General features: G+C 69.6%; 20 protein-coding genes and 2 pseudogenes. 13 read left to right on the top strand and 9 right to left on the bottom strand.

Translation table 11 applies throughout. The features are described 5' to 3' along the window. Positions 1-44: 44 nt before the first annotated feature. Together ACKUU6_RS31335 and heR are read left to right on the top strand one after the other, a co-directional pair. The gene (locus tag ACKUU6_RS31335) at positions 45-761 is read left to right on the top strand and encodes an IS3 family transposase (RefSeq protein WP_407992294.1); all 717 of its coding nucleotides are present in this window, start codon (positions 45-47) and stop codon (positions 759-761) included. Between the two features lie 941 nt (positions 762-1,702). Beyond that, the gene (gene heR / locus ACKUU6_RS31330) at positions 1,703-2,485 is read left to right on the top strand and encodes a heliorhodopsin HeR (protein ID WP_407991936.1); all 783 of its coding nucleotides are present in this window, start codon (positions 1,703-1,705) and stop codon (positions 2,483-2,485) included. A gap of 586 nt (positions 2,486-3,071) precedes the next feature. On the opposite strand, the gene ACKUU6_RS31325 is transcribed toward heR, so the two are convergent. Beyond that, the gene (locus tag ACKUU6_RS31325) at positions 3,072-3,779 is read right to left on the bottom strand and encodes a transglycosylase family protein (protein ID WP_407991935.1); all 708 of its coding nucleotides are present in this window, start codon (positions 3,777-3,779) and stop codon (positions 3,072-3,074) included. Positions 3,780-4,660: 881 nt separating this feature from the next. Here ACKUU6_RS31325 and ACKUU6_RS31320 point away from each other — a divergent pair. Further along, on the top strand, positions 4,661-5,770 hold the full coding sequence (locus ACKUU6_RS31320; RefSeq protein ID WP_407991934.1) for an Ldh family oxidoreductase: 1,110 nt from the start codon (positions 4,661-4,663) through the stop codon (positions 5,768-5,770). After that, positions 5,758-6,203 (top strand): annotated as a pseudogene (locus ACKUU6_RS31315) (ISL3 family transposase); the annotation flags it as partial. The gene ACKUU6_RS31320 and the pseudogene ACKUU6_RS31315, both read left to right, overlap by 13 nt. A 31-nt stretch (positions 6,204-6,234) precedes the next feature. Here the strand turns inward: ACKUU6_RS31315 and ACKUU6_RS31310 are convergent. The 4 genes and pseudogenes from ACKUU6_RS31310 to ACKUU6_RS31295 form a co-directional block, all read right to left on the bottom strand. Continuing rightward, a complete protein-coding gene (locus tag ACKUU6_RS31310) occupies positions 6,235-7,674 on the bottom strand; it encodes a DUF2252 domain-containing protein (protein WP_407991933.1) in 1,440 nt (479 codons plus the stop codon). A gap of 106 nt (positions 7,675-7,780) precedes the next feature. Then, a complete protein-coding gene (locus ACKUU6_RS31305; RefSeq protein WP_407992293.1) occupies positions 7,781-8,356 on the bottom strand; it encodes a DUF2254 family protein in 576 nt (191 codons plus the stop codon). Between the two features lie 360 nt (positions 8,357-8,716). Then, positions 8,717-9,731: pseudogene (locus ACKUU6_RS31300) on the bottom strand (IS256 family transposase); the annotation flags it as partial. A gap of 252 nt (positions 9,732-9,983) precedes the next feature. Continuing rightward, positions 9,984-10,526: a DUF2231 domain-containing protein gene (locus tag ACKUU6_RS31295; RefSeq protein WP_407991932.1), complete on the bottom strand. Its 543-nt coding sequence runs from the start codon at positions 10,524-10,526 to the stop codon at positions 9,984-9,986. Positions 10,527-11,429: 903 nt separating this feature from the next. On the opposite strand from ACKUU6_RS31295, the gene ACKUU6_RS31290 reads away from it, so the two are divergent. From ACKUU6_RS31290 to ACKUU6_RS31280, 3 genes are all read left to right on the top strand, one after another. After that, complete coding sequence (locus ACKUU6_RS31290; protein WP_407991931.1) at positions 11,430-11,948, top strand: hypothetical protein; 519 nt, start codon at positions 11,430-11,432, stop codon at positions 11,946-11,948. Between the two features lie 256 nt (positions 11,949-12,204). Continuing rightward, on the top strand, positions 12,205-13,542 hold the full coding sequence (locus ACKUU6_RS31285; protein ID WP_407991930.1) for a diacylglycerol/lipid kinase family protein: 1,338 nt from the start codon (positions 12,205-12,207) through the stop codon (positions 13,540-13,542). A gap of 178 nt (positions 13,543-13,720) precedes the next feature. After that, the gene (locus ACKUU6_RS31280; RefSeq protein ID WP_407991929.1) at positions 13,721-13,978 is read left to right on the top strand and encodes an amphi-Trp domain-containing protein; all 258 of its coding nucleotides are present in this window, start codon (positions 13,721-13,723) and stop codon (positions 13,976-13,978) included. A gap of 603 nt (positions 13,979-14,581) precedes the next feature. On the opposite strand, the gene ACKUU6_RS31275 is transcribed toward ACKUU6_RS31280, so the two are convergent. After that, complete coding sequence (locus tag ACKUU6_RS31275) at positions 14,582-16,201, bottom strand: MFS transporter (RefSeq protein WP_407991928.1); 1,620 nt, start codon at positions 16,199-16,201, stop codon at positions 14,582-14,584. A 70-nt stretch (positions 16,202-16,271) separates the two neighbouring features. On the opposite strand from ACKUU6_RS31275, the gene ACKUU6_RS31270 reads away from it, so the two are divergent. Next, positions 16,272-17,159, top strand: coding sequence for a hypothetical protein (locus ACKUU6_RS31270; RefSeq protein ID WP_407991927.1), 888 nt, complete (start codon positions 16,272-16,274; stop codon positions 17,157-17,159). Here ACKUU6_RS31270 and ACKUU6_RS31265 read toward each other — a convergent pair. Continuing rightward, positions 17,134-17,547, bottom strand: coding sequence for a hypothetical protein (locus ACKUU6_RS31265; RefSeq protein ID WP_407991926.1), 414 nt, complete (start codon positions 17,545-17,547; stop codon positions 17,134-17,136). The genes ACKUU6_RS31270 and ACKUU6_RS31265 overlap by 26 nt on opposite strands. Before the next feature lie 2,416 nt (positions 17,548-19,963). Between ACKUU6_RS31265 and ACKUU6_RS31260 the strand changes: the two genes are divergently transcribed. After that, positions 19,964-20,884 (top strand): hypothetical protein, encoded by a 921-nt coding sequence (locus ACKUU6_RS31260; protein WP_407991925.1) that lies wholly within the window; start codon positions 19,964-19,966, stop codon positions 20,882-20,884. 194 nt (positions 20,885-21,078) lie between these two features. Here the strand turns inward: ACKUU6_RS31260 and ACKUU6_RS31255 are convergent, their stop codons facing one another. Next, complete coding sequence (locus tag ACKUU6_RS31255) at positions 21,079-21,510, bottom strand: hypothetical protein (RefSeq protein WP_407991924.1); 432 nt, start codon at positions 21,508-21,510, stop codon at positions 21,079-21,081. 286 nt (positions 21,511-21,796) lie between these two features. Here ACKUU6_RS31255 and ACKUU6_RS31250 point away from each other — a divergent pair, with 286 nt between their 5' ends. After that, positions 21,797-22,315: a hypothetical protein gene (locus ACKUU6_RS31250; RefSeq protein WP_407991923.1), complete on the top strand. Its 519-nt coding sequence runs from the start codon at positions 21,797-21,799 to the stop codon at positions 22,313-22,315. Between the two features lie 234 nt (positions 22,316-22,549). Here ACKUU6_RS31250 and ACKUU6_RS31245 read toward each other — a convergent pair whose 3' ends face one another. Then, positions 22,550-23,440 carry a LysR family transcriptional regulator gene (locus ACKUU6_RS31245; RefSeq protein WP_407991922.1) on the bottom strand — a complete coding sequence of 297 codons (891 nt, stop codon included), beginning with the start codon at positions 23,438-23,440 and terminating at the stop codon, positions 22,550-22,552. Here ACKUU6_RS31245 and ACKUU6_RS31240 point away from each other — a divergent pair, their 5' ends adjacent. From ACKUU6_RS31240 to ACKUU6_RS31230, 3 genes are all read left to right on the top strand, one after another. Continuing rightward, positions 23,441-23,971: a nuclear transport factor 2 family protein gene (locus ACKUU6_RS31240; protein WP_407991921.1), complete on the top strand. Its 531-nt coding sequence runs from the start codon at positions 23,441-23,443 to the stop codon at positions 23,969-23,971. It begins immediately after the preceding gene. Further along, on the top strand, positions 23,968-25,266 hold the full coding sequence (locus ACKUU6_RS31235) for an MFS transporter (protein ID WP_407991920.1): 1,299 nt from the start codon (positions 23,968-23,970) through the stop codon (positions 25,264-25,266). The genes ACKUU6_RS31240 and ACKUU6_RS31235 overlap by 4 nt, the downstream gene beginning before the upstream one ends. A 91-nt stretch (positions 25,267-25,357) precedes the next feature. Next, on the top strand, positions 25,358-26,668 hold the full coding sequence (locus tag ACKUU6_RS31230) for an SgcJ/EcaC family oxidoreductase (RefSeq protein WP_407991919.1): 1,311 nt from the start codon (positions 25,358-25,360) through the stop codon (positions 26,666-26,668). The last annotated feature ends 70 nt before the right edge of the window (positions 26,669-26,738 follow it).

Here is a 26,738-nt window from a genome sequence, read left to right as displayed (position 1 = left end):
TCCAGGCGTCGGAGCGGCAGCGAACCGGCCGTAGCAGCCCGGTCATCAGAGAGGTCCGTCGCCGACGACCTCAACGTCAACCACGAGACCCTGCGCACCTGGGTACGCGAGGCCGAGGGGCAGCGACCTTCGGTGGCAGGCCGCAGACCGGCGGGGCCGAGGACGAGCTGGCCCGGTCGCGGGCGGAGAACGCCCGGCTGACCAAGGCGGAGAAGGAGTGGCAGCTGGGGCGGGAGATCCTGCGCCGGGCAGCCGCCCATTTTTGCCAAGGAGATGAAGTGACGCCCCGCCGCTGGGACTTCATCTCCGCCAATGCCGGAGCCTTCGGCGTGCAGCGGCTGTGCCGGGTGCTCGGCGTATCCCGATCGGGCTACTACCACTGGCACGCCGGCGCCCCGACCCGTGCCGCGCGCCAGGAGGACGAGGACGCCCTGGTCGAGGAGATCCGCGAGATCCACGCCGAGCATAAGGAGACCTACGGCGCGCTGCGGGTCCATGCCGAACTTCGGGGCTTCGGGCACACCGTCAACCGCAAGCGCGTGGCGCGACTGATGCGCAAGCACCGCATCGTCGGCCGCCACCTTCGCCGCAGGAAGCTCACCACGATTCCCGATCCGGTCGCGCCGCCGATCCCGGACCTGGTCCAGCACGACTTCACCGCCACCGACCTCGACGAACGCTGGTGCGGCGACATCACATACATCCAGGTCGGCGCAGCGTGGCTCTACCTGGCCTGCGTCGTGTCCCGTGGAGTGGTGTAGTGGTCGTGGCTCGGCTACCAGCGACGCGGTGACGAGCGTCAGCCGGGCACCCGCGGTGGCGTCTTCCCGCAGAAGATCGGCAACGAGGAACGCGTCGTGCTGACCCTTCTCTACTAGCGCGGCCTGTGCACGATGGACGTCCTCGCCGACGCTCTCGGCGATGTCAGCCGGTCCCCATCGGCAACGTCATCCGCGAGACACCTGCCCGACCATCACGGCGCGCACACGTTCGCACGCGGCGGCCGGGCCCGCCTGGTCCGTCCTCCACTCCTTCGCACCTTGAGGAAGGGCCCACGTCGTGATCAGCTCTGCCCCGGTCGCACCCCTCGGACGTCCAGCTCGCCGAGACCGGCACCGCCATGGTTCACACCTGCACGCTCCCCGGCCAGGAGCGCAGCGGCATCCTGGCCGTCCTGACCGGCGCCCGCGCCGTCCCGGACGGGGCCGAGTGTGCCGGGCAGCTCGCCCCCCCCCGCAGATACCCACCTACCTGCTACCCACCTACCTGCGCGGTCGACTTCCGCTCCGACGGCTTCAGCGTCAACGCCATACTCCAGTTCGCCCGCCACCGGCATATCACCTGCCAGGCGGGTGCCGTCCTCGCACCTCACGTCCAGTCCCTCGCCGGAGCCGATCACTACCGCAACGCCATCGTCCTGTTCCCCGCCCGCACCAACCCCTATCGCGGCCTACCCGCCCGCGCACTGGGGGACTGTTCCGCGGTGGTGCCCCAGCACAGCGGGCCGCTGTGGTCGTCGCGCAACCCCAGCCACACCGTCCCGGGGAGATCTCTGGGGGCGTCCCGGAGACCAGCGGATACGGCGGCTTCCCGGGCGCCACTCGGGCGACTTTCCGGCGGGGCGGTGGCGTGACTGCCGTGATTCCCGGCCGACCGGTACGACCATGCTGACGTACCACGGCACCAGCCACTGGGAGGATCTGTGAAGCGAGAGAACGGCACATCGGTGGCCACCGGCGTCACCTCCGAGCGTCTCGCCGGGCTCCGCAGGTGGAACCTGGGGCTCACACTGCTGCACCTGCTCCAAGCCATGGCCATCGTCCTGCTCGCCGGCAGCTTCTCGATCACCGTCACTTCCTCCGTTCCCGAGGGGCCGCCGGGAACGGCAGCGCCCGCCCCGGAAGCATTGTTCGACGTGCCGATCGGCTGGGCCGTCGCCATCTTCCTCGCCCTCGCGGCCGTGGACCACCTGCTGACGGCGACGGTGGTCCGCGGCATCTACGAACGCGACCTCAGACACGGCATCAACCGTTTCCGGTGGCTGGAGTATGCGTTGAGCGCGACCCTGATGGTGCTCCTCATCGGCTTCTACGCAGGCATTACCGGCCTCAATGCCGTCATCGCCGTCGTCGGCGCCAACGTCGGGATGATTCTCTTCGGCTGGCTCGAGGAGGTGATGAACCCGCCGGGGCGGGCGAGGACCACGATGCTGCCGTTCTGGTTCGGGACTCTGGTCGGCGTCATGCCGTGGGTCTCGATCGCGTATAACACCGTCGCGGCCGAGGACGTCCCCGGCTTCGTGTACGGAATCGTTCTCGTCCAGGCTGCCCTCTTCTTCAGCTTCGGTCTCAACCAGTGGCTTCAGTACCGCGGAGTCGGCTGGTGGTCCGACTACGCACACGGCGAAAAGGCCTACCTGGTCCTCAGTCTTGTGGCGAAGTCACTCCTGGCGTGGCAGATCTTCGCCGGCTCGCTGGCTGACTGAACCTCATCTGTTCGAAACATGACAGATCACCATCCGCTGCTGGAACGCCTCGGCGTCATCTCAGCCACCACCCTCCAGGAACGCTGCGCCGACAGCGGCCCGATCCACGTCACCCTCCGGTGGCTGCTGCTGGTACGCGGCACCGTCGCCCGCAAGGGCCGCTCCGTCAGCGTCGTCGCCACCGAAGTGGGGGCCTGGCCCAGGTCGCCGCCGCCCGCCAGGCCGGCGGCTCCGCTGCGGTGCGCGACCTGCTCGCTCCTGTCACCGGCGACACGGCAGTCCGCGATCCGCGGGACAGCCCGGCGGCCGGCACGGCACCGGCATGGGGCGAGAACCCGAACCCGCCGAAAGGTGATCACCGGAGGTAAAACGACAAGCTCAGGATTGGAGGAGTATGCGGGACTGGCGAAGGCCGGCTCTACCGCGTAAAGAGCCACGAACGCGAAGAGGGGCCTGGTGCCCGGCCATTGTCCCGCTTCGCCTCATCACACCGCCCAGGTGCACGTCACGGATACGACGAAGCCTTCCTTCCCAGACCGAGGTCTGGGAAGGAAGGCTTCGTCGTATCCGGGTACCGACCATCAGGTCAGATGCTCAGCACCTGGCCGGGCAGGATCAGGTCGATGTCGCCACCGATGACCGCTGCGTTGTTGGTGTAGAGGATGTTGGGGTTCACGCCGTGGGCGGCGGCGATGGCGTTCAGGGTGTCACCGCTCTTGACGGTGTAGCTGCCACCGGCGCTCTTCTGTACCGGAGCGGCCGGAGCAGCCGTCTCGACGGGCTTGCGCTCGGTGCTGCGCGAGGCCGTCGAGGTGTCGTTCTTCGGCGCGGCCTTGGTGGTCTGGTCCGCCGACTTGGTGGACTTCGCCGGGGCGGCGGCGGAGGTGTCGACCTGGGCCGCGGAGCCGCCCTTGGTCAGGCCGGCCTTGACGGAGCAGACCGGCCAGGCGCCGGGGCCCTGGGAGGCGAGCACCTTCTCGGCGACGGCGATCTGCTGGCCCTTGCTCGCCTGGTCGGCGGAGGCGGCGTACTGGGTGCCGCCGTACGCGGACCAGGTGCTCGGGGTGAACTGCAGGCCGCCCGAGAACCCGTTGCCCGTGTTGATGTTCCAGTTGCCGGTGCTCTCGCACTGGGCGACGGCGTCCCAGGTCGAGCTGGAGGCGGCAGAGGCCGAGGTGGCCGTGACGAGGCCCGCCACCGGGAGAGCGGCCACAGCGCCGCCCATCAGGACCATCCGCAGGCGGTTGCGCTTGGCGGAGGTGGTGGCGGTGGTGGTCTCGTTACGGAAGGTCATGCAGATCCTCTCGGAAGCCCCGGGCGGACAGCACGGAGCGGCCCCGCACGGGGTGTACTCCGAGATGTCGCACGCAGCGGGCGGCTGCTCACGTGTCCGACGCGGACTGCCGCCCCGGTCACCTTCACCGCGTGGGCCCGGCCGCCTCGAGGGGCGGGGCCGCGGGTGGCGAACCCGGGTGGTGCGCTGTGCACTGGTTACGAAGCTACGAGCCGTCGGGGGCTTCGGACAAGCATTTCGGTGAAATGCCAGCTCAAGTCGGGGTTACCGAAGGTATGGCCGTGACTGGGCCCCGAATTCACGGGCCGGAAGGGTCCCCGGAAGATCGTTCAGGGGCCCACTGTGCCAGCCGTCACCCCCTGCGGGCGGTGACGCCGGGCACATCATCGACCCAGCGCGAGGACACGGGCACGGAAGGTTGGATTCAGAGTGATCACGGCGGCGCCCACAGTGGCCCCCTTCACAACCGTTTCCCCGGGAGCCCGGCCCGCCCGCCCGGCCGGCCGGCCGCCGTAAGCACGGCAGGAACGTATCGACACCGCACCTCCCGCCACGGCCCACAGACACCGGGCGGGGAGAGACCGCTTGGTGGCGGGTCAGCTGCGGTGCGGCCAGGCCCGGCTCATCCGACCAGGTGACCGGTCCCGGTGCCCGAAACGCCGTGAGGTCACGGCGCGGAACCAGGCCCGGACAGCCCCACGCAGTTACGTCACACCCGGCATGTGACCCCCCTGAAGGCGGCTAGGACAGGCCGGGCCCGGCGGCAGCTGGCGGACCACTCAGTGCCCGCCGCCTTGGCTCAAGCACCTATCTTTCGCATCGCATACAGCGGGTCGCAGGTGTGGTCCACCGTTCCCGTGCCGTATCCCCAGGTGAAGCCGATGCGGCACTTGCGTCCGGCGGGCGCGACAGGCGTGCCCGCACGGGCGGCCATGGAATGGGCGGCGCGCGTGCTCGGCGTCCTCGGTGCGGACGACTCCGCCGCCCGTGACGCGGCCGTCGCCCTGGTGGCCGCGGACCTGGCCGGACACTCCAGCCACGGCATCCGGCTCATCGCCACCTACGCCCACCAGGCCTCGGCCGGTGAGCTGGTGCCGTCCGCCCGTCCCGCCGTGGTGCGCCGGAGCCCCCGGTCCGTCGTGGTCGAGGGCCGGCGGGCCCTGGGCGCGGCGGCCATGGGCCTCGCGGTGCGCAGCGCCGTCGAAGGAGCCAGGAGAGACGGAACGGCCACGGTCGCGGTCACCGGGCACGGCCATCTCGGCCGCCTCGGTCTGTACGTCGCGCAGCTCTCGGCGTCGGGCCTGGTGGGGGTGCTCACCTGCGGCCACGCCCTGCTGCCCGAGGAGGCAGTCGTGGCGCCGCTCGGTGGTGTCGACCGTGTCTTCGACACCAACCCCTGGGCCTTCGGGTTCCCCGCCGAGGGCGGAAACCTCGTCATCGACATGTCGTCCGCCGCGATCACCTACAACGCGGTGCGCGAGCTGGACCTCGCCCGCGCGCTGGTTCCCGACCGCCCTGCGCAGGACGGCGAGGGCAGGCCCTGCACCGACCCGGGACGGGTGCTCCGGACCGGCAGCCTGCCGCCGGCCGGCGGCGCGGTGGGGTACGGCCTGACCCTGGCCGCGTGCGGGTTCGCGGCCCTGGCCCAGGGACCGCCACCCGACGGACCGCCGGGGGGGAATCGCCGGCTCCTTCCTGCTGGCCGTCGACGTGTCCCGGTTCCGGCCGCTGGAGCAGTACCGCAAGCACCTCGGCGAGGCCGTGGCCGCCGTCGGACGCAGCACACCGCCAACTCCGGAACGGCCCGTACGGATCCCCGGGCGCCGGGGCGTCCTGGTCCGGACCGCCACCGAGGTCCGCGGCACGATCACGGTGCACGACACCACCCGGAGAGAACTGGAGGAAACATGCCGCACGCTGCGACTGCCCGCGTTCCCGACAATCCCGTGCCCCGACCCCGGCCCCGGCCCCGGAAAGAGCGGCTCTCATGAGTACCCGGTGGCACCTGTGGAGCAACGTGTGCGGCGAAGTCCTGGCCGAGGTCCGCTCCCACACCGCCTGCTGGGCCACCGCAGTGAGCCCCACCCGCCCAGGCGGCGTGCACGAGCAAACCACCCGCGAACGCTGGCAGCGGATCCACCACCTGCTCGACCAAGGCGTCGGGCTGCTCGAACGCGCCCGCCGCCTCGACGTCGCCCTCAACACCGTCAAACGGTACGCCCGCATGAAGGAACCCACAGCAGAAGAACGCACCCCGCTACAAGCCCACACTCGTCGGTCCCTACCGCGACCACCCTGCGCCGACGCCGGGCAGAGGACCCGGCGGTTCCCGTCATCCACCTCCTGCGCGAGATCAAGGAGCTGGGCTACACCGGCAGCGCAAACCTCCTGGTCCGCTACGTCGCCCAGGGCCGAACGCCAGGTGCCGCGGACCCGAGCCGCTCCGCGTAGGGGGTCACGCGTCGCTGGTCGCCTCCGCGTTGACCCTTCCCGACGCCACGGCGGTCAGCAGTGCCTGGTGGTCGCGTTCGTTCAGGTCGGCGTAGCTTTCGGCGAACTCGGTCACAGCGCGGTCGAAGACATCGCCGCTGCCCAGATAGGCGGCGATCGCGATCCGATCCCCGGATCTGGCGTGAGTACGGGCGAGAGTGGCGCCACAGGCCTCGCCGAACAAGGCCATGCCTTTCGGGACCATCAGTGCGGGCACCGCGATGCCCTTCCAGTCGCGCAGTTGGCGAAGGTAGAAGTCACGCTCGATCCCGTCGAAGCCCTGGGCCCGCTCCCAGCCCAGGAAGATGTCGCTGGCGGACTGCATCAGGCGCTGGCCGGCCACCACCCGCTCACCCTGTGAGCTGTACTGGCTCGCGCCGGCGAAGGGGGCCAGCACGGACTCGCCGGCTTCCTTCGCCTGAAGCAGGAGCGGGTCCCCGGAGTCGCGGCCGAGCAGCAGGATGATCCAGCACCGCGTGCCCACGCTGCCGACGCCGACCACCTTGCGCGCCATGTCCGTGACCGAGAACTGGTTGAGCAGGTGCTGGCGGTCACTCTGCAACGTGCGGCGGTAGCGCTCGACCAGGTCGGTGATCTGGTTCTCGACCAGATCACCGCCTCCCTGCGGAAGCAGGTCGGAGAGGGGGGTGATCAGGGGCGGCGAGGGGGTGATGCGCGGTGTTCCATCGACGGTCTCGGTGAGCTTGGCGAAGGCCCTGAGGCTGTCCTGCATCCGTGCCTTGGCCAGGGTCTTGGACAGGCGCAGGCGGCCCTTCTTGTTCAGGTCGCGGGCGGCCAGGGAATTGAGGGTGTCGGCATCGGCCTTGGCGTACCACACCTCCAAGTGACCCATCGTGGCGAAGCGGCGCATCTGGCGACGGTAGGAGCGGACGCAGGCGCGCACGATGTGACGGCGCTCGCGATCCGAGTAGCCGTTCTCACGGCCCGCGATGACCAGACTCGTGGCCAGGCGTTTGACGTCCCATTCCCAGGGGCCGGGGAGCGTCTCGTCGAAGTCGTTGATGTCGAACAGCAGGTTGCGCTCCGGGGAGGCCAACAATCGGAAGTTCAGCATGTGTGCGTCACCGCACAGTTGGGCGCGCAGGCCGGTGTTCGGTGTGGCGGCCAGGTCGCCTGCCATGATCGCGGCGGCACCGCGGTAGAAGCGGAACGGCGATTCGCTCATGCGTCCGTAGCGGATGGGGATCAGACTCTTCAGGCGGGTGGTGGACTGCTTTTCGATCACGTCCACGGGGTCGGGCCGCAGGACGGGCGGTTCGAGGCTCGCGTGGCTGGAGCGCGGTGTGCCCTTCCGCGCAGCTCGCCCGCGGTGAGCGCGCTCGGTCGCGGTGAGCCGCCGACCGCTGCGGGCCAGCACCGTGTCGTCGTATTCCTCTACGGCCATGGCCGTGCCTCCTTGCCGTTCGGCAGAAGTCGGATCCCAGGTGATCTCTCCATCGTGCGCGCCGACCACGAGAGCTGCGCGGCGGGTCGGGTCCCTGGGCACGGGGTCAGGCGTACGGCTCGGCGTCGGTGTCGTCGGTTGCGCTGATGGACGCCCAGATGTGCGGGAAATCGGTTGCGAGGGTGCGCTGGACCAACTCGAGGCGTTCGTCCAGCACGGCTCGGCGTGGGGGCAGGCATGCTCGCACCAGGTGCTGCAGCAGCCGAAGCAGGCGCTCCAGGGCCAGAGGGGAGTTCAGGGCGCTCGTGATCACGTCGTCGAGGGCGGTGCGGACGTAGTGGGCCCAGTCCGGGACGGGTACGACGACGCGCAGGGTGCCCTCGGCGTCGCGGGCCTGGCTGACGTCGAGGTCTTGTCCGGCCAGGACGAGCAGGAGGTCCTCGATATGGTCCAGGGCCTGCACGGCGGTGGCTGGATCGTTGATGGCCGACGAGATTCCGCGCATGGCGATGTCGGCCAGCAGGCGCAGGCCGAATCCGGGGTCCTGGTCGAAGGTGCGCTCAACGCCGGTGGCCAGGGTGGCGAGCAGGGTGTGGGACGGAAGGTCACCGCCGTGGACGTGGGCCACCGGACGGTCTCGTACGACGACTTGGCCGGGCGCCCGGGGAGAACAACGAGGCAGTCGTAGGTCCGGGCGGCCTCAATCAGTGCCGGCAGGTCGATGGTGCAGAGTACTGCTCCCGGTCCGGGCCAGGTGACGGGCCGGCCCCCGTCGTGCGACGCCTCGTGGGGGTGACGTTGCCGGGCAGTCGCAGCGGGCGACTGTAGACGCCGGACAGGGCGCGCCGGGTGCGAGCGGCGATGCTCTCCAAGCAGGGGCCGAGCTGGATGGAGGCGAAGGCGCGGCTCTGGAGGGAATACATGAGCGCCAAGGCGAGGACGGCCAGGTACTGACGCGGACACATGTGGGCGGGTGCCGACGGCCAGGGCCGCAGTGATGCAGTACGTGAAGACGCCCAGCGAGAAGGCGAAGGTGCGCCACACCGCAGGCCCGGACGGCCTTGCGGATGCGGGCGTTGACCGACTCGATCGCGTTCGTCGTGCAGACGATGCGGCGGGTCTCGACGTCGAACTGCAGGAAGGGCCCGAACTCGGCCCAGGCGTTCTCCCACAGCCACACGATCGCCGGGTACTTCGTCCCCCAGGCCTCCTGGAACTCCAGGAACCGCTCCTCGGCGGCGTTCTGGGTCGGAGCGGTGTAGACGGGCATGGCGTCCGGTAGGCCCCTCAGGCCGTCGCAGACGACCATGCACACGTCCTCGACGCCGCGGTTCTTGATCTCGGTGAGGACCTGGAGCCAGTACTTGGCGCCCTCTCCGCCGTCGCCGGCGCACAAGCTCAGGATGTCGCGGGTGCCGTCCACGGTGACTGCGAGGGCGACGTAGACGGGACGGTTGGCGACCTGTCCGTCGCGGACCTTCACGTGGATGCAGTCGATGAAGGCGACCGGGTAGACCGGGTCCGGGGGGCGGTTCTGCCACTCGGCCATCCCGTCCATGACCTTGTCGGTGATGGTGGAGATCGTCGACTTGGACACGCTCGCGCCGTAGACCTCGGCCGGGTGGGCCGAGATGTCGCCATGCGTCAGGCCCCGGGCCGAGAGGGACAGCACCGTCTCGTCGACGCCGGACAGCCGCCGTTGGCGCTTCTTGACAAGCTGCGGCTCGAAGGAGCCCTCGCGGTCGCGCGGCACGTCGATCTCGACCGGGGCCGACGTCCGTCAGCACGGTCTTCGAGCGGACCCCGTTGCGGGAGTTGCCGCTACCGGCCCCGGCCTTGTCGTGCTTCTCGCAGCCGAGGTGGTCGGTGATCTCTCCCCCCAGAGCGGACTCCAGCGCGCGCTTGGTCAGCTGCTGCAGCAGCCCGCCCTCGCCGGTCGGCTGGAGCCCGCTCACGCGGGCCCGGTCGACCAACTGCCCGATCAACTGCTCGTCCAGCAGGTCCGTCGCCAGCCCGGCCGGCCGGACCTCTTCAACCGCCTCAACCGAGACGATCACCCATCATGATTCCCCCAGGCTTGCTCACTCTGCGGACATGAATACCTGGGCTATTCCCACCCCTGCCCGACCGCATGCGGATCGCCCGGGGCGGGAGGTCGGGGTATCTGGGCCAGCGTCAGCCGGCTGTCACGGCCACTGTCGCGCCAAGACCACGCACACGGGAAACCAGGCATCCGCCCACGTCACGCCACACGACACCACCTCACCGCGACAAGGGACGCGACAGCACCCACACTGCTTATCGTCCGACTATCGATCATTCGTTCGAGCGCCAGTCCCGTTCATGGTTGCGGTGGTGACGCCCTGCCAGGTGGCCTGGGCACCCGAATCACCGATTCGATACACCTGGACGACCGCCCCGGTCCCCAGAAGAACCGCCAGCACCACCACCGCCGCCTTGACCCGCACGGCCGTCCGGCCAGTGGTCTGCCGCGCCACAGCCGACAGCCAGACCGGCGACCGCTCCGGACGCCACGTCACCCAGCCCAGCAGTGCCGCAAGGGCGAACAGCCCGACGGCCCACGGCAGAAGGTCCTCCCCCATCTCGGTGTGCCGCTCCACCAGAGCGTTCTCGCGCACGTGCTCGGCCAGCCACTCGCCGGCGTCCGTGGTCAGCGGGACGAAGCCGAGCGAGACCAGCGCGAGCAGCGGCAAGGCGAGCCCGAAACGACGCAGCACAGCGGGCCACAGCGAGCAGGCGACCAGCGCCAGAGCGGTGAGCGGCACCAGGACCACGACGGCGTGCACAAGGAGAACGTGTACAGGAACACCGTTGAACGTCGTCAGGCCCACAGGTCAGCTCCTCGGATTGCGGGTACCGCCTCACGCGCCATCCTGCACCGGCCACACCGATTCGGGCGGGAGGCGCCGCCGCCCCATGCCCCAGACCGAACACCATCATGGCAGCACCAAGTGCCCCGGGTGCGACGGCCGGGGCTGCTACATGGGGGACTCGGACGACCACCTCTACGGCGGGATCCGTGTCCCGAGTTCCGACAACTGGCTCCGTCACTGACAGGCGGTCAGCCGGACGGCCACCCAGCGCGCAGCAGCCCGGCGCGCGGCACGCCCGGGCAGCCCGCCGCTCAGTCACTCGATGTTCTCCAGGTCGGAACCGGTACCAGTGAGATCGTTCCATCCTGAATTTCGCAGGTCGGCAGGGCTGGTGTGGGTCCGGGTGGGTCACTCGGGCCGGTCGGGGATGTGATCACTGACGGGTGATCGTCTGTCAGCGCTGAACCTCGGTGTTCGTCAGTACGAGCAGAGCCCGCAGGAGCGTGGTCGCGTGGCAGGCGTTCCTTACGCAGCCGCACCGCCCGATCGGCCAGCGCCCGACGCTCGATCACCCAGGTCAGCACCTCCGCCAACGCCAGCCCCTCCCCACGCGGCAACCAACTGGCCCGACCGACGCTATGCGAACACTCCAGCAGCAACGACGGATTGACGGAACCGACCGAAAGTGACGACGGACGATCACGCCAAGACGATCAACACCGCCACCAGCGAGAGCACCCCATCACTTTGAATCGCCCCGGGTTCGGGGCGATTCACATCGCGGCCGGCGAATGACGCATCCGTCGAGCGAGGGAGGTGCCCCGGGCTCAGTCAATGCGATGTGGTTCATGGGTGCCTCCGGCCGGTTGCCCTACGCGTGGCGCGCCCGGCGGACGGATGCGGCGTCTGTACGGTGGCCTGATGAACCATGTCATCCCGTGGCACAGGCTTCGACGGGACCGTCGAACCCGCTCGCGCGTTGACTACGCAGCGGTTGTCTACGGATCACTCCTGGCCGCCTCCGTGATCGCCGCATCGAGTACGACCAGCGACTTCCCTCGTGTCGAAGTGGTCGTCCTGATGCTGGTGACCGGGCTGGTCTTCTGGATGGCCCATTCCTATGCGCGGCTGGTGGGTGAACGCTCCGTGGGCCAGCGCCTCGGCTGGTCCGAGGTGCGGGAGGCCGGCCGGAGAGAACGGCCGATCGTCGAAGCGGCGGTGCTGCCGGCGGCCGTGGTGGCGCTCAGCCCCGTTCTGGGCCTGGGCCTGACAGCCACGGCGTGGCTCGCGCTGTCGGTCGCTGTGGCCCAGCAGGTCGGATGGGCTTATGTCGGTGCCCTGCACGCCACTTCCTCGCGCCGTGTCGCCACCATCGAAGGCGCGATCAACCTGGTAATGGGTCTGGTCATCGTTGCTGCCAAAGCTGCGCTCGGGCACTGAGAGCCGATCCCGCCGACGCCAACGTGCGCGCGGCCCATCGCAGTTACCAGCACGGGCATACCCGCACCCCGGGTGGGAGAATGACCGAGCAGCAAGGTGCAACGGGAGCCACCACCGGACCTGCTGCTCCCCTTGTGTGTTCGAGCGCGTGCCAGTGCGCGCCCAGCCGTGCAGACGATGCCACGCCGGCCGTGCCGCCCACACACCGGATCGCGACGACGCACCGCGCGCCGGAGAGATGACGGAGGGCTCACTCATGGCGTTCGACACTTCGCCGGCACGTGCTCAGCGCTGGGCCCGGTTGGCACTGCTCGGTCTGCTCGGTTCCATTGTCGTGCTGCTCGCTGCTGCCGGTTCCGGTGGGCTGTTGATCCTGCTTGTCGGCCTGGCGGGCGTGGCTCTCACAGCAGCCGGAGCATGGTGGGCGATCACACACCGCGGAGCGGTGCGGGTCATGGCGACGCTACTGGCCTTGGCGGCTCCCGTGGCCGTAGTGGTCCTGTACGCGCGGGCTGACCTTTGGCCGGCCGCGCTGGCAGCACTGGCCCTGTTGGTGGCAGCCGTGGCCTGCATGCGTTCGGCCGCGCAGTCGCTACACCGGCAGGAAGGCATGGAGGCAGTGGCGGGGGCGGTCCCTCGGCACGCCGTGCTGATCATGAACACGAAGTCCGGGGGAGGTAAGGTTGCCCAGTTCGGACTGATCGCGAAGGCGAGGGCACTCGGCGCCCAGGTCGTCCTGCTGGACACGGAAGTCGAGACCGATGTGGCGCAGCTCGCCCGTGACGCGGTCGCCGATGGGGCGGATCTGCTCGGGGTCGCGGGCGGTGACGGAACTCAGGCCCTGGTAGCCCAGGTCGCGGCCGAACACGGCCTGCCTTTCCTTGTGATCAGCGCGGGTACCCGGAACCACTTCGCCATGGATCTGGGCCTGGACCGGCGGGACCCGGCCACCTGCCTGGAAGCTCTGACCGACGGGCAAGTCCTGCGTGTCGATCTGGGGGACGTGAACGGCCGTCCGTTCGTCAACACGGTCTCCTTCGGGGTCTACGCAGAAGTGGTCCAACGCCCCGACTACCGCGAGGCCAAGGCCGGCGTCGCCCTGGACGCTCTGCCGGAGCTCCTGCTCTCGTACGCGGGTGACCGGCTCGATGCGTCGGTGGGCGACGTGCGGCTGAAGGGTTTGCAGGCGCTCCTGGTCAGCAACAACCCCTACTCCCTCCCCGGAGTGACCGGCGCCGGTGGCCGCCGACCGCGCCTCGACCTTGGCACGCTGGGTGTCGTCGGGATCCGGATGACCAGCGCGGCACAGGCCGCAGAAGTCGTCCTACGCGGGAGATCCGCGATGGGCCTGCAGGTCCTCGATGCCCCGAAGGTCACCGTCACCGCCGAGGCCTCACACATCGCCGTGGGCATCGACGGCGAGGCACTGTCCCTTCCCACTCCGGTGACCTGCACCATCAATCCGGGCGTCCTGAAGGTTCTGGTCCCCAGAAACCGACCCGGGACCCCGGCATCGGGTCAGCCCCTCACGCTGGGCACCCTGCTGTCTTTGGCCTTCAACCGACGTCAACCGGCTCAGGTCGGGCGGGAATGATCAGGGCCGGCGCCCGCACCTTCCGGGGCGACACAGCGCCGGACGACCCCACCGGCTCCGCATCAGCCGCCGACTCCACCTGCCGGGCTCGACCGCAGCGCCGTTCTTGGGATGCCCCCGGCCCCGAACGACGGGACACTGGGGTGGCCGGATTCCTTCTACTGCAGTGGAGGCTTCCATGAAAGATCTCGAATTTGAGCAGAAGCGTTCAATGTCGCGGATCGAGGCAGCTGACCAACTTGATGCACTTGCAGCGGCGATGAGGAAGGGAGGAAATGCGCCCCTTGAGCTCGGCCCCGGGAAGTTGTCGCTGCGTATTCCCGACGAGCTCCGCTGCGAACTCGAAGTGGAGGTGGGCGGCGGGGAGATCGAGTTGGAGATCGAGTTCAAATGGCAGATCGGACCTGATCGCGGGGAATCGGCAGAATCCTCGTAAGGGGAATCACAGAGGCCGAGCCCGGGGTTCGTCCCCAGCGCGCCCCTTCGGATCTCGCGGATAGCGAACACCTATTCTGTTGATGGTGCAGTATTTGTGCAGTCCCGGGCACCTGCCACCTGCCATGGACGCTCGCCGGGCCGCGGTCGAAGCCCCATGCCAGGAGAGTGACATCCCGTGCTCACCCCGCACTTCGAGACCTGGGCCCTGGACTGAGCGCGGCAGGCCAGGGACCTGGCCGCGTGCGGGCCCGTGGCGGGACTGCTGATCGAGTTGGTTGCCGGTCCCCTTGGTTGCCGATCCCCGCGAAGTTCACCTGGAACCCGAGGTCGCCTTTCCTCTGCTGCCGGCCGCCAGGGCCCTGGGCCTGCCTCGAGCAGGATGGCACTCGCTGCTCTGTGCCGACTGGCCGCCGTCGATCTGCTGGAGTTCACAGAACTGCAGTGCAACGACGGGCTGTGGGTGACGGTCAAGCTTCTGCCGCCCCGCGGTGCGCCACCGGTGGGAAGGCGAGAGCTGCAACCGCTGCTCAGTCGAGACCAGGCTGCTGGTCGCCACTGACGCCGCTTCGCGGTCCCGGCCAAGTCGGACGAGCAACGGTCGTCACCCTGATGCCGTGGAACGGGACTGGGTCGTCGGGATCCGCTGTGTGAAGAACAGTGCGAGGACAGACGCCCCGGCGAGGATGGCGAGCGCCGCACGCAGGCCGTTCAGCCTTGCCTCGGTGTTCGCGTCGACGACGGTGGCCGTCAGTTCGCTGCTCGCGCCTGACTTTTCCATAGCTGACGTGACCTGACTGTCGGACAGAAATGGCACACCGGAAGTCAGTTGGGCGCTGGCTTGAGTCTTGACAGCATCGGGGACCGCCGGATTCTGCTCGATGCTGCTCAAGAAGGACGTGGTCAGTACGGCGATCATGAGCGATCCGGCGAGGGCAGTACCGATGGACGAACCGAGGTTGTTGCCGGCGTTCTGGATGCCGCCCACCTCCGCGCTCTTCTCGTCGGGGACCGCCGAGACGGTCACGGCTCCTAGTTGGGAGGCCAGGGCACCCATCCCCAGTCCGATCAGCAGCAGAGGGACGGTCACGACCTCCGCTCCCGCGTCGGTATCCAGCGCACCGATCAGGACGAGGGCCCCGACGAACAGGGACATGACCCCGATGCGGACCACCCGCCGTGGGGAGGCATCCGGAAGGAGGCGGGGAATCAGGGTGGCAGCGCCGAGCAGCGTGAGGGAGAGCGGCAGGAGGTGCACCCCGGTCTTGAGTGCCGACAGACCGAGAGCGACCGAGAGGTAGAGCGGAACGACGAAGAACACGCCCATCTGCACGAGGTACTGGAAGAAGAACATGATCAGCCCACCGGTGAGCTGCCGGTTCTGCAACAGTTGCGGATCGACGAGGGGCTCTCGGCCCTTCCTCACCACCCGGGCTTCCCAGCGTAGGAAGACCCAGATCAGAAGCAGCCCGATCAGCATGAGCCACAGCACCAGCGAGATGCCGAACCAGGCGGGCGCGCCGGGCTTGGGTGCGAACCACCCCCACTCGCTCGAGCGCAGAACGCCGAGGACGAAGGTCCCCAGACCCAGGGCGGAGAACACCGCGCCCACGATATCGATGCGCGCCCGATTCTCGATCGGCGTGTCGACGATGCCTCGGCCGAGGACCAGAATGCCGAGCACGATCACAACTTCGCCGGCGAACACCCACCGCCAGGAGAAGTACGTCGTCGCAATGCCGCCGATGAGCGGGCCGACAGCGATGGCCACGGCGCCGGCGGCCGCCACCAGCCCATAGGCGCCCGGGCGCCGCTCGGCGGCGAAGTTCCCGGCCACGAGGGCCACGATGGCCGGCAAAATCAGAGCTGCCCCGACGCCCTCGAGGAAAGACCAGCCGAACAAGAGGACTGAGAGGTTTCCGGCGAGCGCCGTTGTCAGGGAGCCACAGCCATAGATGACGCAGCCGAGGGTGAAGGCGCGCTTGCGACCGATCAGGCCGCCAACCTTGCCACCGGGAATCATGAGCATGGCCATGACCAGGGTGTAGGCGGTGATGGCTCCCTGGATCCCGGTGATGTCGGTGCCGACATCCTCGGCCACCGTGGCGATGGACACGTTCATCACGGAACTGTCGAGAGCCATCAAGAACTGTCCGGACGCCAGCGTCAGCAGGATGAGGCCGGGTCCCGCCTTGCTGTGTGGACTTCTCGCCCTGGGTGCCATGGCGACATGCTCGCAGCGACCTATCGGTGTGATCCTGCGCCCCGCCCCGAGGTCACCTGATTGATGGAGTGTGGCATGCGACCGACCGGACCGCCCCGAACTCTCTCGCCGTGCTGCACCGCGCCTCGTCTTCCAGCTCCTCTTCGTCGTCGTCCAGTGGGCCGGCACCACCTTCACCCCACGCTCGGGCCTGTTCGGCGACGATTCTGCGGTCGACTCCACCGAACGAGCAAGCGGCCCTGAAGTGCGTCTACGGGCCTTCGCCCCGTTCGGTGGAGTCGACCGCATCCCTGGCAGCGACCCGGTACGCGCGCGCTGTCGTGTTCAGCTGCGCATAGAGCTCGCGCTTGGCTTGCAGCGCCCGTTCGTCGCGTTCCCGTTCCTGCTCACGCTCGGCTCGCTGATTCTGCTCAACCATTTCAACCCGGCGGGCACGCTGACCGAGCACCGCTCCACCCAGCGTCCCCCCGACGCTGATGAGCGCGACGGCAAGCGTGGTCACATCCACGACATCCCCAACTCGTCTCTGCCCGTTCGAAGACTGCGCGATGCCCCGCCGGGCAGGCCGCTGCCGGAAGTCGCCTTACCCGCAGCTCCGCTCGGGCTCAGCGCTGGAGCAGGTGGCCAGGTCGACACCACCCGCCTGGACATCCTCGCGGACTTCGTCGACGGCACCATCGGGCGCCCGGAGCTGACGATCAGCGTCGACATCGCCACCCGCGCCATCCTCGCCGCCGAACTGCGTCCGCACACCACCAAAACGGTCGACGTCGCACTGCTGCTCACCGAGATGACCACCCCGCACCCCGCCCGCCCAACCGGCCAGATGCGCCGCGCATGGACCACTCCCCATGCTCAACCGGCACGCACTGGTGGCTGCGGACGGGGCCAGGCCGGACGCCAGGGAAACAGGGCCCGGCTGGGACGTCCGATCAGGAGGGGTGGGTACAGGTGGTGACCTGCTGGGCGAGGTCGAAGGCCGGCGCCGTGGTGACGCAGACGATGCTCAGATCGCCGGTCGCCACCTTGGGTGTAGCAAGAACGGACGTTCCCGACCGCAGGGAGGTGGTCGACGCCACCGTCAACCAGGAGCTGCCCCAAGCCCGTTGGGTCTTGATCTCGACCTTGGCCAGTACCGGCCGCGAGTCGGCCGGGGTCAGCCGGGCCAGTCCGGTCACACCCTCGTCGTCCCGTTCCTGCCAGACGCACGGCCGGCCGGCAGCCGACTCGGCGGCGCAGACGGTCGAACCTGTACTCACCTCGGCGGCGCTGTCCGCGAAGGCCGAGGCGGGGGCGGCAAGGGTGGCGGCAATGGCGACGGCAATAGCTGCGATGCGGGTGCGCATAGCGGTTTACTCCCTATGAATCGAAGGCTTGTGGCCCGATGGGAGCGAGTATTGCACAACGTGTCCATGCCATCACTGTGTGCCGCATCACACTCAATGTGACGGCGTGAACACGATGGGCAATCCAGGTGTACCAACAGTGTCGACCGGGCGGCCACGCGCCCCGAGTTCGAGAACACGAGGCGGCGGCAGCCACACACATGGCACGCCACGCTGTCTCCCGGTCGGCAGGTGATGGGCGGCCCCAGCGCCTCGAGTTTGAGGAATGAGAGCGGCCCGCCCAGCGGGACCCGGCTTCACCGCAGTGGCGTGCCATGGGCCCGAGGACACCGGGGAGGTCGCGGGCGAAACCGCCGCGACGGTCACCGAGCGCAGGAGGCTGACGGGTTGACGCCGACAGGGCTCGGAGCGCGTCCTTTCCAGATGCCCCAGGGCGTCTCGATATCCTGCAGCGGCCCAGTCAGTGAGGAGCAGAACGCGTCGAAAATTCGGTGCGATCCAGGGCGACCTTCATTCCGTCCCTCTTGTCGTAACGCGCTCTCGTGAGAGCGGTACTCGACCCGAGGGCATCCCCTTGCGGTGGGGCGGCGCCATAGCTGCGGGGTTTGGCGCCAGGGTGCGGCGCGGCGTGGTGCTCACATCCCGGGACGCCACCACTGACGGGCCGTAAACTGGCCCGGCCGGAAACCAGACCGCAGCGACCGACCGGCCTCCAGGGCCGACCTGATCAATGGCTGCACTGAGGCCGCGCGACGGACGGCCGTCAGCTGGTCAGCGCGCTACACGCGGACCTCCACCTGAGCCGTAGCCCTTGGTGCCCTCGTAGCTCCACAGTCCGCTGGTCACAACTGCCTCCTCGATGCCTCGGTCTCGCTCTGACGGTCCGTCGGCTACCCCGGAATTCGGGGCGCATTCGTGCGACCTTCCCGTTCCACGGGCCTGCGCTGGTACCGCATCCGGCCCAGCAACGGCCAGGGTGAACTTGGGTGTTAGCCCTGCGATCGGGGGCAGACAGCACGTCACCGGACCGGGACCGTCGAGCTGGAGGTGCGGACATGATGCTCTCTTGATGTTGGTGGTGTTGATTGCGGCCGCTGCCGTCGAGGTGGCCACCGGTCCCAACGGGCGTCACCGCGGCACCCATCGCATCGCGCGGAGCGAAACCGATCGCCAAGGCATCCACCGCCACCGCCGCTGACCCCCGACCAGGCTGCTCACAGCGGGGTGACGAATTCGCCTGGCCAGTCACAACGGCCTGGCTCCGGGGTTGAGCCACGGGTTTCCGGCTGGCCACCCGCCTCAGTTCCCGAGCCGCCGCCGGCCGAGGACGCCGGCCCTGGCGGTGCGGGTGTCCGCGCTCCTCCTCCAGGGCCGCGAGCTCGCCCTGCACGCGGTCTGTCGCAGTCAGTGGGGGGTTTCTCGACCTTGGCGCCCGCGAAGAAGTTGAGCAGCCCCCACGAGAGCGAGTGGGCGGCGTTCTCCTGGGCAAGTTGGGGACTCCACGCGGTGGTGGAGGCACCGAGGACGAGGTCTGGCCGGGTCCCCGCCGGGGTGGCCGAGTAGAACCAGTAGTGGTCCGCGCTTGCCCGCACTTTGTCCGACAGTTGGGTCGCAGCATCGCCGGTGCACTCCTACGAGCGCGTGATGTCCCTGGCCCGGGAAGCAGTGGAAGACGGGACTCGCCCCCGGCACGCCGCTCCCGGCATGGGGATCGACATTGACGTCCGCGACGACGCGCGGTTCGAGCTGCTGTTGGACTTGGCTCCCCACACGATCCAGGCCGAAGGCTGGCGAGGGGGCCGGTTGGTTTTCAGCGCGAGTGACTCGGGAACCTCCCTGCTACACCACGCTGTGAACCAACAGCCTGTGCCGGGGCCTGGGGCTACGGCCACGCGGGACGGCGGCTGGCGATGATGTTCGGCGGCCCGCACAAGTCACTGCCGAGCTTCGAACAGGCGCGTGTACGCCCGGGCGACCGATCCTCCCCGTCCGCGTCCTCCGTACCCGTCTGTACGTCCTGGGCGCGATGGAGGTCACCCTAGTCATCCCGTACGAAGACGCCGGTTCGGCGCTCCACGACGACTACACCAAGCCTCTCGACTGGCGTCCACTGAGGACGGGAAGCGTCACCGAGGTCCTGCTCGCCCACCGGGTTCACCCCTCACCTTCGACCAGGCCGTCCCCGCCGACCTCCTGAAACGGCTGACCTATACCTCCGACCGCCGGGGCGACCGCACACTCAAACACGTCGAAGGCGGACGACTCACCCGCAGTACCAGCTTCCACGGCATCTACGGTCTCGCGGCCCACTCGGCAGCGGAACTCAGCCGGCTCGTGGTGACCGGCAGCACCCGCAGGGCGGGCACGCTCCGGACAACCAGCGCCGAGCCACCCCGTTCGTCGGTATGGTGCCGGGGTGAGCAGCGAGCCGTTCGTGGATGAGGACAGCGCCCACGAGGTGTGCTGGATGTGCCCGTCGCTGCGGTTCCGCGGCGGGGACTTCGATGTTTTCGAACGGCCCACCAGCGAGTGCCGGTTCGACCCGGTGGACGGCTTCCGGTACACCGCCGATCGCGTCCCGGTGTGCGTGCATCCGTACAAGGTGGGTCTGCCGCCGGGCCGGTACGCCAGTTGCAGAGAGCCGCTGCCTCCACGGCAGTGGCCTGCGCCGGCAGGTAGGCCGACCGCCGTCGAGGCGGAGGCCGGAGTGGGACAGCTCGGACCCGTACGGGCGGGGGCTGAGGCTGTCGCTCGTTTCCCGGAAGTGCGGTGGCCGGGGGGAAGGCGCCGCTCCCCCGCTGACGGGTCCGATCGGCGGGGGCAGCGCAGTCCTGGCCGGGGCGGAGGCGGCCGCGCTGACCCGGTTCCCGCAGGCCGAGGTGGTCGCGGTGCTGCGCCAGGCACTTTCGGGCGGCTGGACGGCCGTGAAGTAGCGGTCGACCTCTGCCTTGTCGAGCCGGTAGCGGTCGGCGGTGGTGGCCTCGCCCGTCAGACGTGCCTGGCGGGCGATCTGCATGGCGGCTTCGCTGTCCCGCCGACAGACTCCCTCCACGACCTCGTCGGCGAACTCTCCACCCGCAGCGACGACTTCCGTACCCGCTGGGGTGCCCACGACGTCCGCCACCACGGCACCGGCACCAAGCGCTTCCACCACCCCGCCGTCGGCGACCTCACCCTCGCCTACGAAGGCATGAACATGGCCGCCGCTCCCGGCCTCACCCTCACCGTCTACACCGCCGAACCCGGCTCCGCCTCCGAACAGGGCCTGCGCCTGCTCGCCACCTGGGCCGCCACGCGCGAAGCCGCCGACCAGCCGAACACACCGACGACGAGCTGATCTGGCCCACGCGGCCGCGGTTGGCCGAGCCAGCCGCGCCGCGACGCCCCGGTCAACGCAACGGCTACGGGGACGCCGAGGCACGCAGGTTGGAGCCCGGCGCCCCAACCGAGCCGCCAGCCCGCCCGCACACTCCGCCGGGGAGCGCAGGAAGGCCCGCCGGCAAGCTGACGGAGCCTCATGCAAGATCTGGGCTAGGAACTGACCCTGTCGGTGTACCAGGCACTCCAGACGCCGCGACCGCCGTCGCGGTACCACGGACGGCTGTCTCCCCCGAGGGCGCTGATGGTGCAGAACCCGCCTGTGCCCTGGAGGTTGGAGACCTTTACCTTGCTCGTGAGATAACCGCCCAAGGACATCCAACCCCGGCTGTCGGGGCCGCTCCAGTACGTCCATACGGCGTGGTCGGTGCCGATGACATATTCCTGTACGTTGCCGTTGTCGAGCATCACGTAAGTCGGCCCGGTGCCGTACGCGCCCCCGCAGAAGAACGCTCCGCCGAACAGACTGTTGTAGCAGGTGGTGACTTCGGAGGCGGTCCCCGCGGCAGCTTGTGCGGGAGCGGCGGAAAGCCCGATACCTACGAGCAAGGCCGCGACGCCGACTGCGGTCCTGAACCTCTTCATGTGTACTCCTCTGGAGGATAGTGGTGCGGGGGCCGGGCGGTGACTCACCAGCCTCCGGCTTCCGTCGGTGCAGCAACATCGTGGTCGACCACGATCTTTCGCCGACACGGCAGGCGCCGGACCGTGACGGACCATGAGCATGGCATTCAACCAAGGCCTGGAAGAGGGCGTTCGGCCACCACCCGCTGTTCGCGTTCCTCGACCACGGCCCCGGCGGGGCTGGGCTCGGCGGGCCGACAGAGGGTGCCTTCAGGTCGCGGACGACCGTCGCGCTATCTTCATGATCATGAGCAGAGTACGAGCCACCAGGCTCATCGGGTCGGCCTTCGGGCTCGTCTTCATCCAGGCCAACGCCGGTGCACTTCCGAACGCCGTCGGCGTCCCCCTTCGGGTCCTCGCGCTCGCCGCGCTCCTCCTCCTCGGGGTCTTCAACCGCCGGCCCGTCCGCGAGAGCACCACCTCCTCGCCGCCACATTTCGGCAGGTACTACTGGCTCGTCGCCGCAGCCGAAGTCGCCGGCATAGCCGTCGGCCTCGCCGTCATCAACCGAGCCCTCCACACCCCCGCCGCCACCGCCGGCTGGATCGCCTTCGTCGTCGGCGTCCACTTCTTCGGCCTCGCGACCGCCTGGAACCGGCCCCCGCTGCGGATCCTCGGCGGCTCGATGGCGGTCTGCGGTGCGGTCGGCATGGCCCTCGCCTTTCTCGGCGCCCCCGCCGCCGCCATCTCCACTGTCGCCGGCATCCTCCCCGGAATGCTCCTCTTCGGCTCGGTCTGGTGGTCGAGCCGCGCCACCGCTCAGTAGGACAACGCTGCTTACCGCGAAGGCCGTTGGGTCGGCGTGGAGCGAATTGCCGGAGTCGGCGCCGACCTGCATTCGGGGGCGCCGGTTCCCGGACAGCACTCCTGGCGCGGAGTGGTGTCCCCGCCCTTGAACGGGCCGCCGTGGCCGAGCACGATCAGATCGGCCACGGCCACTACCCGCTGTCGGGAAAGTAGCCAACTCGGCGACAAGACAGAGCAGTTGGGCGCGGCGGCGTCAGAAGTGCAGAACGCCGATGTCACGAACGGTCTGGGCGAGGGCCCGGACGAGGTCGTTCTCTCCGTCCCTGCGCCACACCAGGGCGTAGGGAATCGTCCCCATCTCGGGGATGAGGACGAAGCGGACGTGGGACATGGACCAGTACCGCGTCACGTGGGAGGGGAAGGGGTGGACGATCTCCCCCGTGCTGACCAGGTGGATCAACTCGTCGGCGTTGGTGACCTGTTCGACGCGTTCGATCGGCTTTCCCCGGTCCGTGTGGAACGACAGGTAGGCGTCTTCCCAGTAGTCGGGCATGTCGGGTGGCATGGCATGGGCGAAGTCGGCCAGGGCCTCGAACGGGACAGCGGTCCGCTCGGCGAGTTCGTGGCCGGCGGCGACGGCCAGGACGCGGGGATCGCGGAAGAGGATCGGGCCGACGGTGAGATCGGGCTCGTCGACGGGCACCCAGGTGAGGAAGACGTCCATGTCGCCCTCCCGCAGCCTGGCGAACGGGTCCACGTAGGGCGCCCGGCGCAGCTGCAGTTCCCACTGGGGATGACGGGAACGGAAGATCTCCCAGTAGGGGTACATGTCGGGCACGTTGAACGGCAGCATGCCGACGCGCAGGCGTGCGGTCTTGCCGCGGGCGGCCATCCGGGCGCGTTCGAGGCTGTCGCGCAGGTTCGCGTAGACCGGCCTCAGATCGGCACGTAGCTGCCGGCCGAGCGGGGTCAGGCGGATCTGGCGGCGGTTGGATCGGTCGAACAACAGCCCGCCGAGCTGGCGCTCCTGACGTCCGATCACCTGGCTGACCCGCGCCTGGGTGAGGTGCAGTCGGGCGGCGGCCCGGCCGAAGTGCAGCTCCTCCGCCAGCGTCAGAAATATCTCGATATCGCGTAGTTCCACGTGCTGCTGACCCCCGTCATAAGCCTGGTTTATCGGATCTTACTGATCTTCGTTGTTGATGGGCAGCGCGGAGAGCTGAAAGATCGACGGCGTGATCGTTCCACTCCGAGGGGTTGCGGCATGTCGTTCCACACCACGGCCGAGGTCATCCACTGCTTCAACCGCGCCTTCATCGAGCATGACGCCTCCTCACTAGCCGACCTGATCGCCGACGACTGCGTCATGGAGGCGAAGGAGCCGGCCCCCGACGGGGCCCGCTACGAAGGCCGTGCCGAGTGCCTGGAGTTCTGCCGGGCGCTCGCCGAGGACCGCGTGATCCGGTTCGAACCGGAGTCCGTCGTCATCACCGGTGAACGGGCAACGGTCCGCTGGCGGTGCCACTTCGGCGACGGACCTACCGACTCCGTCCGGGGCGTGAGTCTCACGCTCGTACGGGACGGGGTGATCGTCGAGTCCCTCGGCTACAGCAAGACCACGGGCGACGCCCGGCCGACCGGGCCGGAATCCCCAGAAGGTGAGGAGAGACCATGAAGGCGGCTGACCGACGGGTGCCCGGCGAGCGGAACCTGATCGCCGGGATGCTGGTCGACGCGGTGGGCACTGGCATGTACGTCCCGTTCAGCCTGGTCTTCTTCCAGCGGATCAGCGGACTGCCGCTGCCGACGGTCGGCACCGTCCTGACCGTCGCCGGGCTGCTGGCGATGGGCACCATGCCGGTCGGCGGCTGGGCCGTCGACCGGTTCGGCGCCCGGCGGGTGCGGCTGGCCCTGTACCTGGTCCGGGGTATCGGCTTCCTGGCCTTCCCGCTCGGCACCACCCTGCCGATCTTCGCCCTGGTCGCCACCCTCACCGCGGCGGGCACCCAGGCGTTCCCCGCGACCCAGCAGGCCCTGATCGGCGACCTCGCCCAGGGGGAGCACCGGGACCGGCTGATGGCACTGGCGAGGAGCGTGAACAACGCCGGCCTCGGCGCCGGCGGCCTGCTCGCCGCCGCACTGGTCCAACTCGCCGGTGACCGCGGCTTCCTGGCGGTCGCCTGGCTGAACGCGGCCACCTTCTTCGTCGCGGCCCTCTTCGCGCTGCGGATCAGGACCCCCCGCCCGGTCCGCTCCACGAGCGGCCGCCAGCGGGCCGGCTACCGCATGGTGCTGCGCGACCGCCCGTACGCCGGGCTCACCTCAGCCAACTTCTTGATCGCCCTGGGCTATTCGGCGCTCAGTGTGCTGCTTCCGGTGTACGCCGTGAGCCAGTTCGACCTGCCCGCCTCGGTGGCCGGCCCCCTGTTCGCGGTCAACACCGCACTCTGCGCCTTCGCCGGCGTGCCGGTCGGCAGGCTCAGCCGGCGCTTCGCCCGGCGCACCCGAGTGGCCGCGGTCGGCGCCCTGGTCTTCGCCACCGCGTTCCTCGGATACGCACTGCTGGGCGGCATACCCCGCCACGGCGTGATGGCCGGCCTGGTCGGACTCCTGGTCCTGTACACGATCGGCGAACTCGTGCACAGCCCGAGCGCGGGCGCACTCTCGGTCAGCGCCGCCCCCACCGAGGCGCGCGGCCGCTACCTGGCCACCTACCAACTCTCCTGGGCGCTGTCGCAGACCCTTGCGCCCTCCCTGTTCACCGGGCTGCTGGCCGTCGACGGCCGACTGCCCTGGCTGGTGCTGGCGACGAGCTCGACGGCGGGAGCCGTCATGCTGCTCGCCCTGGAGCGGCGTCTGCCGGCCGAGGCGGTGTACACCACGGCCGAAGCCGCACCGCCCACACGTCGCGAGGGCGCCGAGCCGCGGGAGCTCAGCCGCGGCCGCGCCGGCTGGCACTCAAAAGTCTGAGGCGAAACCATCCGTGCGGTGCCGACCCTCGGGATCTGGTCACCGTCCCACCCGCGAGACCTGACGTCTCGCCTCTCGAGACAGGAATGTCATGAAGGTTCTGCTCACCGGTGCCACCGGCTACATCGGCTCCGCCGTCACCGACCACCTCACCGCCGCCGGCCACCAGGTCGTCGCGCTCACCCGTGGCGCCGAGCCGCAGCCCGGCCGGGGCTGGCACGCCCAGGTGGTCGGCGACACGGCCGACCCGGCCTCCCTGGCCGGTGCGGTGACCCCCGATATCGAGGCCGTGGTCCACCTGGCTCCGCCGAGCGGTGACGCCGACGTCGACACCGCCGTCATCGAGGCACTCGCCGCTCCGCTGCGCGGCACCGGCCGCCCATTCGTCTACACCAGCGGCGTCTGGGTGCTCGGCGCCACCGGCGAGGCCCAGGACATCGGCGAGGAGGCCCCGGTCAACCCGATCGACATCGTCGGCTACCGCCCGCAGATCGAGCAGCGGGTGCTGGCCGAGGTCGCGGAGGGTGTGCGCGCGGTCGTCGTGCGGCCCGGCATCGTGTACGGCCGCGGCGGCGGCATCCCGGCGATCCTGGTCGACCGGGCCCGCCAGCAGGAAGCGCCTGAGTACTACGGCGAGGCGGGTGTGCGCTGGCCGACCGTGCACGTGGACGACCTGGCGGAGCTGTTCGTGGCCGCCGTCGAGCGGGCCGGAGCCGGCACCGTGTGGCACGGCGTCGGCGAGTCGGCCGTGCCGGTGCGTGACCTCGCCCGGGCCGCCGGCCGTGCGGCCGGACTGCTCGCCGCCCCGCGCGCTGTGCCACTGGAGCGGGCCGCCGAGGTCTTCGGCCCGCTCTTCGCGGGCGCGCTCGCCCTCGACCAGAGCGTCAGCGGTGGCGCCGCCCGTACCGTCCTCGGTTGGCGGCCGGAGCGGCCGGGCCCGGTGGCCGAGCTGGTGTCGGGCTCCTACCGGCCGGTTGAGGTCTTCGGCGCCCCCGACGGCCCGGAGACCGACGCCGAGGTGGCCGCGATCCGCCGCCTGGTCGCCGAGGTGGAGCACGCCCAGCAGAACGAGCTGGTCGACCGCTTCCTGGGTGTCTTCCGCCGGGAGGACCCGGTGTGGACCACCGGCCACGGCAAGCGACTGTCGGGCTTCGAGGAGATCGAGACCTTCACCCGCAAGGTGCTGCCGGGGGCGATGGCCGAGTCCACCGCCGTCTACGACGTCGAGCGCGTGCTGTTCCTGCGCCCCGACGTCGCCGTGGTCAACGTCCGCCAGCAACCGGTCCGCCCCGACGGCAGCCGGATCGCCGACCGGCCCGAGGGCCGCCCGTTCTACGTACTGGTCAAGGAGGACGGAACCTGGCGCGTCGGCGCCGCCCAGAACACCGTCGTGGCCGACTGACGCACCTCCTGCGCTGCACGCGGGGTGCGGTCAGGGAACCGGGAGTCGGGTCGGACCCGAGGGGGGTCGC

Origin of the sequence: Kitasatospora sp. CMC57 (assembly GCF_045866025.2) — a bacterium.
Lineage (GTDB): Bacteria > Actinomycetota > Actinomycetes > Streptomycetales > Streptomycetaceae > Kitasatospora.
This window is presented reverse-complemented; position numbering and strand designations above follow the sequence as displayed.